Here is a 13,566-nt window from a genome sequence, read left to right as displayed (position 1 = left end):
GCCTGCGATATGCCGTGGGAATGGAAAAGCGGGGGATGTCGAGGCCTGATCAGGCCTCGAAGGTGGCGGCATTGAGCCGAAATGCCCGTGGATCGTCGATAAACTGGCCGGTGATCCGCTCGTCATGTTCGTGCCCCTGACCATAGCTGCAGAGGATCATCCGATCGGAGGTGCGCGAACGCAGTTGGGTGATAAAGCGCACCAGATCGGCGCGGCTCAACTTGCCGACCTCGTCGCAGACCCGCTCCCGCTGATCGAACCCCAGATCCTTGTTGCCAATACTGACCCACAACCGCTGGCCGCGACTGCGCAGATTGGCATCCCGCTCGCTCAGCTGAGCTTGCAGCCCCGCCTTGCTCTCTTGCCACTGCTGCTCGGGGAATTCGAGCATGGCGAGCGGGAAGAGGTCGATAAACTCCTCCACCGCATCGAGCAGGATCTGCGGCCCTGCCACCGGCGACTGGATATAGAAGATCAGCCCCGGGTGGCGATTGAGGGGCAGGTTGCCGGCGCCCACCACATACCCCAGTTGCTGGCGGGTGCGCAGCTCGTGGAAGAAGGTGGAGGACATGATGTGGTTCGCCAGGGTAAAGCAGGCGAGATCCCGCGCCCGAGTGGTACGGGACTGGTAGTAGACCAGCAGTGCCGAGTCTTCGTGATCGCAACCCTGCTCGCGAATAAGGGTGCCCCTGTCCTGAATGGAGATGAGCGGGCGGCGGGTCTCGCCGCTCGGCTTGCTGCTGGTGCCATTGATGTCGCTCAGGTGGCGCTCCATCAGGGCGGCCAGCTCCAGCGCTTCGGCTGCAGTCCAGTCGCCATGTACCAGTGCCTCGACATGCACCTCGCCAAACAGCTGGGCCACGAAGCCGGGCATCTCCTCCAGCTCTACCGTGCGCAGGTGGCGCAGCAACTGCTCGAACGGCGGGTTGTTCGGTTGCAGCAAACTGGTGAGCTGGTTAAAGAGCTGGGAGATGGGGCGCGCCTTGGACTGGTTATCCCAGTTGCGGATGAGCTGCTCCTTGATCTCGGCGAAGCGGCCCGGATCCGGATACCCCAGGGTGCGGTTGCCGAGGATCATGTCGAGCAACAGCGGCTGCTTGTCGGCAAAACCGCTCAGGTTGATGGTAAAGCCCCCCTGATGGGCATAGATCTGATAGCCCAGTCCCGCCAGCTCCGCCGGATAGGTGAGGGCGTTGAGGTGGTCGGCCAACAGCTCCACGGCGAGGCGCGCCATGGCGATATTGCGCGGATTTTTGACCGCATGTTCGCTGTCGATGGAGATGTAGAGATTGCCCTTGGGCACGCTGAACAGGTGCTCATGGAGGTGCCAGAGGCGAAAACCGGGGCGATCGATAAGGCAGGCGGGCATGTCGGCGGCAAGCTCTGGCGTGCGCGGATCGAGCCGACTGCTGATAAAGGGGTTGGGTTTGGGCAGCGCCAGCGCCGGATCCGGCTCGCTCTGCTGCCAGCGAATTTTCTCGGCCTCGGTAATGGTCGCCACGCTGTAGGGGGTCTGATACCAGCGGGCCAGCCGATCGGTCGCTACTTCCGGCGCTGTGATGGTGATGCGCAGGTTGTGTGGGGTGAGCTTGGCAAGGAAGCGGCGGATCAGCCCCTCGTCATATTCGCGCATCATGTAGTCGCCGTAGAGCAGATCCTCAGGTTTGTAGCTAAAGAGGTTGAGCACCAGCCCCGACACCGTATCGAGGGGGCGGCCGCGCTCCTGAAAGCGAAACGCCGATTCGAGCACGGTCCGTTTTTCGTCATAGCGCCAGCTCTGCAGCCCTTCGCGGCCAATCAGTTTCAGATAGCCAAACAGGGCGGCGAGGATGTCGTCCACATGTTCAAGGCCCAGAGGAGTGAGGCCAAAGTTGACGCCAAAATCCTTGAAGTTGGCGCCGCTGATGCCACCGCCCGCCGAGAGCTGATTGACCCAGCCTTTCGCCTTGAGCAGGGAGAGCAGGCTGCCATCCCCCTCATAACCAATCAGATGGCTCAGGAAGGTGAGGGGCTTTTTGTCGTAAAACGCGTCCACATTGGGCAAGGGGAAGCTGAGCGACAGCTTGCGGGTCTCCTTGACCGGATTGATGTGGATGCGCACGCCGAGATCATCGAGCCGGTAGAGTGGCATGGTGAGGGTCGGGGTTCCCAAATTGCGATTCAAAATGGGAGCAAAGTAGCGACAGCACCACTGCAACTGGGTATCGATGGATTCCGGCGAGATCATCACCAACGCCATGCGATCCGCGCTGTAGTGGCTTTTGTAAAAACGAATAAGGTCGGAGCGCAGATCCCGTCCCGGCAGATCGGCCAGGGTATCGAGGTTGCCCACCGAGAACTTGGAGAAGGGGTGCGCCGGGTTGACCGTCTCTTTATGCACCTGATAGCTGCGGCGCATGTCGTCCTGCAGCTTGAGGCGATACTCGGAATCGACCGCGTTGCGCTCCTTGTCCACCCACTCCGGATCAAAGGTGGGGCAGATAAAGAACTGGGAGAAGCGATCCAGCCCCGCTTCGAAGAAGCCGTTGTCGATCTCGAAGAAGAAGTTGGTGAACTCGGTACCGGTCCAGGCGTTGTTGCTGCCGCCATGACGGCTCATAAATTGCTGGTACTCACCAGGCTTGGGGTAGGTGCAGGTGCCGAGAAACAGCATGTGCTCCAGAAAATGGGCCATTCCCTGCCGGTCGGCGGGATCGTCAAAATGGCCGGTATTGACCGCCAGCGAGGCGGCAGATTTGTCTGTGTCGGGATCACAAATCAACAAGACTCTGAGCCGGTTGGCCAGCTCCAGAAAATGGTATTGCCGATGGTCATTGGGACTGGCATATGGGCTCATTGGCGTGTGACTCACGTTGGATTTATTTGAATTTAAACATGATTATCGACCCCGCTATCCCGTCAGGCAAACCCTTTTCTGAGAGGTAGCGCAATTGTTTCCACACCCGTGGCGGGGTAAGATTCCCCGGCTATCAAAACAGGCCCGTTGGGCGAGGTTGTAATGAAGATCTATATCATGCGTCATGGCCAGGCTGGCATGAATGCGAAAACAGATGAACAGCGTCCATTGACCGAGCAGGGTATTGAAGAGTCTATCCAGATGGCCCGCTGGCTGGCGCCTCAGCTGATTGGCCCGCTGGATCGGGTGATCCACAGCAACTATCTGCGGGCACGTCAGACCTGGCAAGCCATATGCAGTGAATTACCTGACGCAGCAGCCGTTGAAGAGAGTGGCGACATTACCCCTTACGGTGATCCCGCTTTCGTGGCCAGCTACCTCACCACTTTGGCGCAGCAACATGACCAGATCCTGATGGTCAGCCATCTGCCGCTGGTGGGTTATCTGGTGCAAAGCCTCTGCCCGGCAGCAGGAGCACCCATGTTCGCCACCTCGGGGATCGCTTGTATCGAGTGGCACGATGGCAAAGGAGCCTTGCTCTGGCTCGAAGGGCCGCATACAATAGGCTAAAAGTTAATAAAAAGTTATAGATTGAATTTTTTGGGAAGAGATGGGCGAGTTTTCCGGATTTTTATAAATACTTTACGGAATTAATTCGCAGAAGCTGCTGTCATACGGATACAACTGCAAGAGGTTGCAAACGATGAGAGTGTTCAAGAAGTACCTGCCACTGATGGTGGCAAAGCATGTCAAAACCTTCTTTAAAGGTCGGATTTACATCCATGGTCGGGGGCGGTTTGATTTCCAATCCGGTTTGTTGCTGATGCCGAATCCGGCGGATATTCCCCATCGCCAGACAGTCACCGAGGTCAACGAGCTGATCTCAAGACTGCACATGGATGCCGCGTGATGCGCTTCTGAACCTGTTTCTGCACTGATATGCCCGCACTTTTGCGGGCATATTTGTTTCTGGCTACTGGCGTTCACCATGTGGCTGTTCAGGCCCACACCTTTGTTTATCTTCCATCGCCCCCTATACTGGCCCGCTGTTGTCTCTTCGGTCTGGATCCTCTCATGCCCCTTGCCTTTCTGTTTCCCTTCTCCTGCATTGCCATCTGGGCTGGCAATGGCATCGTCAGCAAACTGGCGGTTGGTGCGTTGTCCCCCGCAGCCTTGGCCTGGTCGCGCTGGGTGGTGGCTGCGCTGGTATTAAGCCCGTTTCTGGCCCGTCGGGTATGGCGTGCGCGTGCCCGTCTGCGCGCTGGCCTTTGGCAGATCGCCATGCTGGCTTCGCTGGGCATGGTGCTCAACCAGACTTTTGGTTACTACGCGGCGCAAACCCTGGGAGCCACCGAGATGGGGTTGATGATGGGACTGACGCCGCTGCTGACCGTGCTGTTCAGCATCTGGCTGCTGCGCGAGCGGCCCACCTGGGGCGCCGTGCTGGGGGCGCTGCTCTCCATCCTTGGCTTGTCTATCTTGCTGGGGCAGGGGGATCCGACCCGGCTGTTTACCCAAGGCATTCATATCGGCTCTGTCTATATGCTGATCTCGGCCGGTACTTATGCCCTTTACAGCGTGCTGCTCAAGAAGTGGGATCTGGGGCTCGACAACTGGTCGCTGCTCTACGGTCAGGTGATCTGCAGTGTGGTGATCCTGACCCCCTTCTTTTTGCTGGTGGATGGCCAGTGGCCTGATGGGCGGGCCCTGTGGCTGATCCTCTATGCCGGTATCCCCACTTCGGCGCTCTCACCCTGGCTCTGGATGCAGGGTATCGCCCTGCTCGGTGCCAACCGTACCGCCATCTTTATGAACCTGCTGCCGGTGATGACGGCTGGCCTTGCCATCACCCTGCTGGGTGAGCGGTTGACCAGCTATCACCTGATCGGGGGCGGTCTGACCCTGCTCGGTGTCTTGCTGGCACAGCTGCTGGTTCGTCCGGTGGTGATGGGGCGCCACCGGGTGGTGCTGGCACCCTGTCCCGAAGAGTAATCTTGCGTGAAGGTGTAAGTAGGCCCAATGGCCTGCTTGGCCGCCAATGAAAAGCGCCTGCAGCAATGCAGGCGCTTTTTTATGGTTACATCTTCCTAGCCGGTTACTGGGCAACCAGATAGAGCTCCTTGCTGTAGACCACATCCTGCGGGTTAAGGTGGGGATAGCCTTTCACGAAAGGCTTGAGCAACCTTGATTTGACCGAGAAATAGATGGGGGCGATGGGGGCATCCGCATCAATGAGTGCCTCTGCCTGTTGATACAGGGCATTGCGTTCAGCGGGATCCAGCGAGTCGTGGGCCTTGGCCAGCAGGGCGTCGTACTCCTTGTTGAACCACTTGCCGCTGTTGGCACTGCTGCTGGAGGTCATGATATCGAGGAAGGTGGAGGCATCGTTATAATCCCCGTTCCAGCCATAGCGGCTAACCCCGAAATCCCCCTCGTTGAGTGCCGAGACCATGGTCTTCCACTCCATGTTGTTGAGGGTGGCAGTGACCCCCAGGTTGTGTTTCCACATGGAGGAGACGGCCAGCGCAATCTTTTTGTGGCTCTCGTTGGTGTTGTAGAGAATGTCCACTGTGAGTGGCTTGTCCGGGCCATATCCCGCTTCGGCCAACAGGGCTTTGGCTTGCTTGATCCGCTCCTCTTTGCTCTGCAGCTGGCTGGCCGGTTTTTTCAATTCAAAACCGTCCACAATGGGGGGCGTGAAGCTATATGCGGCAATTTGTCCCTGTCCCAGGATCTTGTCGGTGATGGTCTCCCGGTCGATGGCGAGCGAGAGCGCCTTGCGTACTTTCGGGTCATCGAACGGTTTGCGCTGGGTATTGAAGACATAGTAATAGCTGGCCAGCGTGGGGACGCTGACCAGTTCTTCCGGGCTCTTGCTCTTGAGCTGTTTGTACTGCTCCAGCGGATAAGTGGTGTAGTGCAGTTCACCGGTGCGATAGCGGTTGTAGGCGGCGGTTTCCGAGACGATCTCCAGATAGACCACCTTGTTCAGGACGGTATGCTGGTTGTTCCAGTAGTGGGTATTGCGCTCGGCACTCAGCCGCTCGTTGGGGGTCCATTCCTTGAGCACAAAGGCACCGTTGGAGACGATATTGCCCGGTTTGACCCAATCCTTACCGAACTTTTCAATGGTGGCCTTGGGGGCCGGGAACGTGGTGTAGTGGGCAAGCGTCTTCAGGAAGAAGGGGACCGGATTTTTCAGGGTGACCTGCAGGGTGTGGTCATCGAGCGCCTTGATCCCGAGCTCTGACGGGCTCTTCTTGCCCTGGGTCACCTCGCTTGCATTGACCACTCCGGTCAACTCGATAAACCAGGCGTAGTTGGAGGCCGTCTTGGGATCGGCCGCCCGTTGCCAGCCGTAGACATAATCGGCGGCGGTGACCGGTTCACCGTTTGACCACTTGGCCTCGGGCCTCAGCTTGAAGGTGTAGACGGTACCTGTCTTGTCAATGTCGTAGCTGACGGCACCTGCTGGCTTGATCTTGCCGGTATTATCCAGCTCATAGAGCCCTTCAAACAGATCGTTGACGATGGCACTACCGGCGGTCTCTTCTACCAGCTGGGGGTCGATGGTGGTGGGTTCGGTGCCGATATTGGTCACGTAGATTTGTTGGGCATCCGGCAGCAGCTTGGTACCGGCAGGCACCTGGGCAGCCCAGGCGGGAAGGGCAAACAGTCCGGCTACCATGCCGGCAATGAGAGTCTTGTTCATTGATAATCCTTGAGTTTTATTTGCTTCCAAAGCGAAATCAGTGTGCTGGATTGGCGATCGGATCTCAAGAGGCAATGGCTGAGGGGACGGCAGGCCCATCAGACTCCATCTTTAATGACTCAAGGCCAGTCAGCTCATGGCTTGTCGCAGGTTATTGCCACGAATTAAGAGGCCGAAAGTTATCGATTGAAACCGAATAAAACGCGCCTTTTACCATAACATGAGGCGAAATAGCCTATTTAATAGGCCGCTTAATTCGCTGCAAAAACAAAAAACAGACGTTACATTAGGTTACAAATCAAGGCCGCCGGTGATCGGCATTTTTTTTTGCCGATGCCTGCAAACGTTTTCAATGCCAACGGATGCGATCTAAAGGAACAAAAATGCGAAACATGATCACCATGGGTGAGTTCATCGTCAAAAAGCAGGCGGATTATCCTACCGCGACCGGCGAGCTGACCTCGTTGCTCAGCTCGATCCGCCTTGCTGCCAAGGTGGTGAACCGGGAGATCAACAAGGCGGGACTGGCGGATATCATCGGTTCCATGGGCGCTGAAAACGTACAGGGCGAGGTGCAGCAGAAGCTGGATGTCTACGCCAACGAACGCTTCAAGGCGGCGCTGGAAGCGCGCGGCGAGGTGTGCGGCATGGCCTCGGAAGAGGAAGAGGACTTCGTGGCCTTTGACTCACCGCTTTCCAAAAACTCCAAGTATGTGGTGCTGATCGACCCGCTCGATGGCTCCTCCAATATCGACGTCAACGTCTCGGTCGGAACCATCTTCTCCATCTACCGCCGTTTGAGCCCGCAAGGTTCGCCGGTGACCCTGGAGGACTTCCTGCAACCGGGCAACCGTCAGGTCGCCGCCGGTTATGTGGTCTACGGCTCATCTACCATGCTGGTCTACACCACCGGCTTTGGCGTCAACGGCTTTACCTACGACCCCTCCATCGGTTGCTTCTGCCTCTCCCACGAGAACATCCGCATTCCGGAAGAGGGCAAGATCTACTCCATCAACGAGGGCAACTACATCAAGTTCCCGGACGGGGTGAAGAAGTACCTCAAATATTGCCAGGAGCGCGACGAGTCGACCCACAGACCCTACACCTCACGTTATATCGGCTCCCTGGTTTCCGATTTCCATCGCAACCTGCTAAAGGGCGGCATTTACATCTATCCGTCCGGCACCAACTCGCCGAACGGCAAGCTGCGGCTGCTCTATGAGTGCAACCCGATGGCGTTTTTAGTGGAGCAGGCTGGTGGCAAGGCCTCCGACGGTTTTGGCCGGATCATGGATATCCAGCCCACCGCGCTGCACCAGCGTACCCCTTACTTTGTTGGCTCGACCAAGATGGTGGAGCGCGCCGAGGCCTTTATGCGCGAGTTCTCCGCCCATGAGGATCCAGCCAACCAGGGCTGAACGTACGCAGTAGTCAGATAGCAAATAAAAAACGGGAGCCGATTTGGCTCCCGTTTTAGTTGGCGCTATCTGTCTGGCCAACCGCCAGCGCTGCAAAGACTCACAGGCTGTTGTTGGCCAGATCCGCCAGCAAGCCATCCACCAGTTTCAGGCGCATGGCGCGCTCCTGGGTCGGCACCTGGAAGCGCAGCCGGGTCGGCCCGTCCATCTTGTAGACCCGTGTCTGGCTGGAGAGCAGCTTGACCAGATAGGCCGGATTGACCTTGGTCTCCTGGGTGAAGTCCAGATATCCGCCGCGCTCGCTCATCTCAACTCGGCGAATGCCAAGGGCGGTGGCGCGCTGGCGGAAAGCGGCCAGCTCCAGCAGGGTTTTGGTTGCCTCCGGCAAGAGGCCGAAGCGGTCGATCAGCTCCACTTTCAGCTCGCGCAGCTCCTGCTCGTCCGCCGCACTGGCGATCCGCTTGTACATGGAGAGGCGCATGTTGACGTCCGGAATATAGTCATCCGGCAGCAGTGCAGGCAGGCGCAGCTCCACCTCGGTGTGCTGGCTCATCAGCTGCTCCAGCGACGGCTCCTTGCCATTTTTCAGCGCCTCGACCGCCTGCTCCAGCATCTCCATATAGAGGGTGAAGCCCACCGATTCAATCTGGCCGCTCTGATCGTCGCCGAGCAGTTCGCCTGCGCCACGGATCTCCAGATCGTGGGTCGCCAGCGCAAAACCGGCGCCGAGATCTTCAAGCGAGGCGATCGCCTCCAGCCGCTTGGCCGCATCCTTGGTCATCAGCTTGGGATGGGGGGTGAGCAGGTAGGCATAGGCCTGATGGTGGGAGCGGCCAACCCGGCCCCGCAGCTGGTGCAGCTGGGCCAGACCCAGGTGATCCGCCCGATCCATGATGATAGTGTTGGCGCTCGGTACGTCGATACCGGTCTCGATAATGGTGGTGCAGACCAGCAGGTTAAAGCGCTGGTGGTAGAAGTCGGACATGATCCGCTCAAGGTCGCGCTCGCGCATCTGGCCGTGGGCGATGCCAATGCGGGCCTCGGGTACCAGCTCCGCCAGGTCGGCGGCGCACTTCTCGATGCTCTCCACGTCGTTGTGCAGGTAGTAGACCTGGCCGCCACGTTTGAGTTCACGCAGCACCGCCTCGCGCACCACCGCCGGTTCGTGCTGGCGCACGAAGGTTTTTATGGCGAGTCGCTTGGCGGGTGGAGTCGCGATGATGGAGAGATCCCGCATGCCGGACATCGCCATATTGAGGGTGCGCGGAATAGGGGTGGCGGTGAGAGTGAGGATATCCACATCGGCCCGTAGCGCCTTGATCTTCTCCTTTTGGCGCACCCCGAATCTGTGCTCCTCATCGACGATGAGCAGCCCCAGATCCTTGAAGGTGAGCTCGGAGCCGAGCAGCTTGTGGGTACCGATGATGATATCCACCTTGCCTTCGGCCAATTCCTTCATCACAGCGCTCTGCTCCTTGGCGGAGCGGAAGCGGCTCAGCACCTCGACCCGCACCGGCCAGTTGGCGAAGCGGTCGCGGAAGTTGTCGTAGTGCTGTTGCGCCAGCAGGGTGGTGGGCACCAGCACGGCAACCTGCTTGCCGCCGTGCACCGCCACAAATGCCGCCCGCATCGCCACTTCGGTCTTGCCGAAACCGACATCGCCGCACACCAGTCGGTCCATGCTCTTGGCCTGACACATGTCCCCCAGCACCGCATTGATGGCGTTGAGCTGATCGTCGGTCTCCTCGAATGGGAAGCTTGCGGCAAACTGGCGATAGGCCTCTTTGTCGTGCTTGAAGGCAAAACCGGCGCGGGCGGCGCGATGAGCGTAGACATCCAGCAATTCGGCTGCCACGTCGCGCACCTTCTCCGCCGCCTTGCGCCGCGCCTTGCTCCAGGCCTCGCCGCCGAGCTTGTGGCTGGGCGGGTTATCCGACCCGGTGTAGCGGCTGATAAGGTGCAAACTGGTGACCGGCACGAACAGCTTGTCGCCGCCGGCATATTCAAGGGTCAAAAACTCGGTGGGCAGGCCACCGGCGTCGATGGTTTCCAGTCCCAGATAGCGGCCGACCCCGTGATCCAGATGGACCACTGGCTGACCCTGGGTCAGCTCGCCCAGGTTTCTGATCACCGCATCGGAGCTTAAGTTTTTGCTCTTCTCCCGAGCCCGTTTGCTGCGCACCTTGCCGCCCAGCAGCTCGGTCTCGGTGATCAGGGCCAGTGGCTGATTACTGGCATCAGCTCCGGCTTCTTGCCACAGAAAGCCACGCTCAAGGGGGGCCACCAGCAGGCCGTGTCGATCCGGGCTCACCATAAAGGCGTCGAGAGAGGGGAATTCCTTGGGTTGCAGCGAGATACGCGCCAGCAGATCGCCGAGCACCTCCCGTCGCCCTTCGGATTCCACCGCAAACAGGGTGCGCCCGGCAAAGCCTTGCAGGAACTGGTTGAGCGCCAGCAAGGGTTGCTCCTTGCTGTGATCGAGTTGCAGATCCGGCAGGGCCGAGATAGGCAGATCGTGCTGACCAGCATCGCCCGCAGTGGCGGCCTCTTGCAGCCGCACCGCGCCATATTGGCCCAGAGAGGCAAAGAGCTGCTCCACCGGCAGATAGAGCTGGGCCGGGGGTAGCAGGGGGCGAGTATTGTCCCAGCGTCTGTCTTCATAGCGCTGGCCGATATCGTTCCAGAAACGCTGGGCGGCGGGGTAGATGTCCCCCACAGTGAGCAGCAGGGTCTCTTCCGGCAGGTAGTCAAACAGGCTGGCGGTCTGGTTGAAGAAGAGCGGCAGATAATACTCGATGCCGGCAGGCCAGCGCCCCTTGCTCACCTCCTGATAGACGGAGCCCTCGGCCCGCGACAGCTCGAACTGCTCGCGGAACTGGCCGCGAAACAGCTCGATGGCCGCCTCGTCGGTAGGGTATTCCCGGGCGGGCAGCAGGCTGACTGTCTTGACCGGTTCGCTGGAGCGCTGGGTTTCGGGATCGAATGGGCGGATGGAGTCCACTTCATCGTCGAAGAAGTCGATGCGATAGGGGCTGCTACTGCCCATGGGGAAGAGATCGAGCAGGGAGCCGCGGGCGGCAAATTCGCCATGTTCCAGCACCTGATCCACCGCCACGTAACCCGCCTCGGCCAGCCGCCCGCGCAGCTGTTGCAGGTTGAGGCGCTGACCGGCCTTCACCATCAGGCTGTATTTGTCGAGATAGACCCGGGGGGCGCAGCGCAACATCAGGGTGGAGATGGGGACAATCAATACCCCTTTGCTCATCTGTGGCAGCTTGTAGAGAGTCTCGAGTCGCTGGGAGATGATGTCCTGATGGGGAGAGAAGGTGTCGTAGGGCAGGGTCTCCCAATCGGGGAACAGCAATACGGGGGCGGACTGATCGGCTAGCTGCTTGTCTGCCAGCAAATACTGTAGCTCCTGCTCCAGGCGCAGGGCGCTCGGGGTATCGGCGGTGATAAGCAGTACCGGCCCCTTGGCTTCACTGGTGAGACGGGCTGCAATCAGCGAGAGGCTGCTGCCGACCAGCTGGCCGAGCGTGATCTTTTGGCCCGCTTTGGCGGGCAAGGCGGGGAGTGTCATTGGCATGGTTCGATTCTTTTAACGTTGACGTTATCTATCGCGACGTTCGCTCTGGTTAGCGCTGACGTTCTTGGGCGCGCAGCTTGAGCTGCTTCGATTGCACGTGGAGGCTGGCACGAACCAGCAGTTCACGGTCATCTTCGCGGATCCGCACATAGTCGAGCTGCACATGGGTGCCATGTTCACCGCCGTCGAGCTGTTTGACCTGGCCATAGCAGTAGATGGCGGCCGCCTCTTCCCGCAGGAAGATCTTGAGGCGCACTATCTGGTGCAGGTGCGGCGCAGCCCCGTGATCATGATAGGGGTGCAGGTAGGTGAGCTGGCCAGCCCCGAAGCGCAGGGTGTGAAAGCGCTGCTCCGGATGGTCCTGCAGGGAGAGCACATAGCCCATGATCATGTCGATCTTGCGGGACTGCTGATTGACGATCTCGATCAAATCGTGCATCGACTCGTTCTGGTTGCGCAGCAGGCGAGTGGTCACCAGATCGATGGAGGTAATGGCCGAAGAGATCCGAAAGGGCTCCGGCAGCTCAGCGTCCAGCTCCTCCAACGAGGGGAGGTGGAAGTCGGCCGGCATGGGGATCACATTGACCGGCGTGGCATGAGTGACGCTGAAGAACTGTTCCTGCATGGAGGCTATCCCTTGTTGTCATGGACGGTTTCCCTTTATTATCCGGTATCTTATTTTGTTGGCAACGTACATATCCTTGAAGACCGGACTTTTTCAGCCCCTTTCGCTGGCCATCGGCCTGCGTTATGCAGGCTCGAAGCGCAGCAATCGCTTCGTCTCATTTATCTCCCTGTTCTCTACCTTTGGCATCGCCATCGGGGTCGCCGCCCTGATGGTGGTCATTTCGGTAATGAACGGTTTCGAAGGGCAGCTCAAAGGGCGCATCCTCGGGGTGATCCCCCATGTGGTGGTGACCAATCAGGCTGGCCGCATTGATGCAGACCCGCAAGGCTTGCCGGATCTGGCCAAATTACCCCATGTAGTTGCCTCTGCCCCCATGCTCGACAGCGAAGGGATGCTGCAAAGCCCCGGCCAGCTGACCGGGGTGAGCGTGCAGGGGATCGACCCTGCAAAGTGGCCCAAGGATGACATCCTGCACTCCCAGATGCTGGGGGGGCGCCTCGATACCCTGCAGGCCGGTCACTACCGCATCGTGCTGGGGCAGGGGGTGGCACGCCGCCTCAATGTCTCCATCGGCGATCAGGTTCGGCTGATCCTGACCGAAGGGACCCGCTTCACTCCGTTTGGTCGGGTGCCGGCCCAGCGCCTCTTTACCGTCTCCGGTATCTTCGGGGTCGGCGCCGATGTGGATAACCAGATTGCGCTGATCGCCTTGGGGGATGCCCAGCGGCTGCTGCGTCTGCCGCCAGAAACCGTCGGTGGCATTCGCCTCTGGCTAGATGATCCGTTTGCGGCCGATGAGGTGATCAAGACGCCGTTGCCTGACGGATTGGTCTGGCAGGACTGGCGCCGCGAGCGGGGCGAGCTGTTCCAGGCGGTCGCCATGGAGAAACGGATGATGGGGCTGATGCTGGTGCTGATCATCGCCGTCGCTACCTTCAACATCCTCTCCGCACTGGTGATGGTGGTGACGGACAAGGAGGGCGAAGTGGCCATCCTGCGCACCATGGGTATGAGTGAATCAGGGATCGTCAAAATCTTCATGGTACTTGGCGCCTCCAGCGGGGTGATTGGCGCCCTGTTTGGCGGACTGGCGGGCCTTGCGCTCTCCCTGGGTCTCAACCCCCTGCTCAATGCGGTGGGGCTCAACCTCTATATGGCGGCTGGCGGCAGTGGCCTGCCGGTCATTGTCGAGCCGGCTCAGGTCATCACCATTTTGCTGGGCGCCGTGCTGCTGAGCTTCAGTGCCACCCTCTATCCGGCGGCCCGCGCTGCACGGGTGAAACCGGCCGAGGCGCTGCGTTATGAGTAATGCCGTGAATAATACAT

9 protein-coding genes are annotated in these 13,566 nt (G+C 59.4%); 5 read left to right on the top strand and 4 right to left on the bottom strand.

Annotation, left to right across the window (positions count from 1 at the left end):
- Positions 1-49 precede the first annotated feature (49 nt).
- Entirely contained in the window at positions 50-2,836 is a 2,787-nt protein-coding gene (locus tag ACTG2O_RS16380; RefSeq protein WP_439976348.1) for an insulinase family protein, read from the bottom strand.
- Positions 2,837-2,998: 162 nt separating this feature from the next.
- Here ACTG2O_RS16380 and sixA point away from each other — a divergent pair, with 162 nt between their 5' ends.
- The 3 genes from sixA (at position 2,999) to ACTG2O_RS16365 (ending at position 4,888) form a co-directional block, all read left to right on the top strand.
- Positions 2,999-3,466, top strand: a complete 468-nt coding sequence (gene sixA, locus ACTG2O_RS16375) for a phosphohistidine phosphatase SixA (protein WP_005351311.1) — start codon at positions 2,999-3,001, stop codon at positions 3,464-3,466.
- A 133-nt stretch (positions 3,467-3,599) separates the two neighbouring features.
- A complete protein-coding gene (locus ACTG2O_RS16370) occupies positions 3,600-3,806 on the top strand; it encodes a DUF1107 domain-containing protein (protein ID WP_005336998.1) in 207 nt (68 codons plus the stop codon).
- Positions 3,807-3,970: 164 nt separating this feature from the next.
- A complete protein-coding gene (locus tag ACTG2O_RS16365) occupies positions 3,971-4,888 on the top strand; it encodes a DMT family transporter (RefSeq protein WP_439976347.1) in 918 nt (305 codons plus the stop codon).
- A gap of 103 nt (positions 4,889-4,991) precedes the next feature.
- Here the strand turns inward: ACTG2O_RS16365 and ACTG2O_RS16360 are convergent, their stop codons facing one another.
- Positions 4,992-6,608, bottom strand: coding sequence for a peptide ABC transporter substrate-binding protein (locus tag ACTG2O_RS16360; RefSeq protein WP_019445875.1), 1,617 nt, complete (start codon positions 6,606-6,608; stop codon positions 4,992-4,994).
- Between the two features lie 383 nt (positions 6,609-6,991).
- On the opposite strand from ACTG2O_RS16360, the gene fbp reads away from it, so the two are divergent.
- Positions 6,992-8,026, top strand: coding sequence for a class 1 fructose-bisphosphatase (gene fbp / locus ACTG2O_RS16355; protein ID WP_279475426.1), 1,035 nt, complete (start codon positions 6,992-6,994; stop codon positions 8,024-8,026).
- Positions 8,027-8,126: 100 nt separating this feature from the next.
- On the opposite strand, the gene mfd is transcribed toward fbp, so the two are convergent.
- On the bottom strand, positions 8,127-11,606 hold the full coding sequence (gene mfd, locus ACTG2O_RS16350) for a transcription-repair coupling factor (RefSeq protein WP_439976672.1): 3,480 nt from the start codon (positions 11,604-11,606) through the stop codon (positions 8,127-8,129).
- Between the two features lie 55 nt (positions 11,607-11,661).
- A complete protein-coding gene (locus ACTG2O_RS16345; RefSeq protein ID WP_005336991.1) occupies positions 11,662-12,237 on the bottom strand; it encodes a hypothetical protein in 576 nt (191 codons plus the stop codon).
- A 76-nt stretch (positions 12,238-12,313) separates the two neighbouring features.
- Between ACTG2O_RS16345 and ACTG2O_RS16340 the strand changes: the two genes are divergently transcribed.
- Positions 12,314-13,549, top strand: a complete 1,236-nt coding sequence (locus ACTG2O_RS16340) for a lipoprotein-releasing ABC transporter permease subunit (protein WP_058057474.1) — start codon at positions 12,314-12,316, stop codon at positions 13,547-13,549.
- Positions 13,550-13,566: the final 17 nt, after the last annotated feature.

This window comes from Aeromonas sp. 61P, assembly GCF_051919545.1.
Lineage (GTDB): Bacteria > Pseudomonadota > Gammaproteobacteria > Enterobacterales > Aeromonadaceae > Aeromonas > Aeromonas veronii.
The sequence above is the reverse complement of the archived record's forward strand: the minus strand, read 5'-3'. Positions and strand labels throughout refer to the sequence as shown.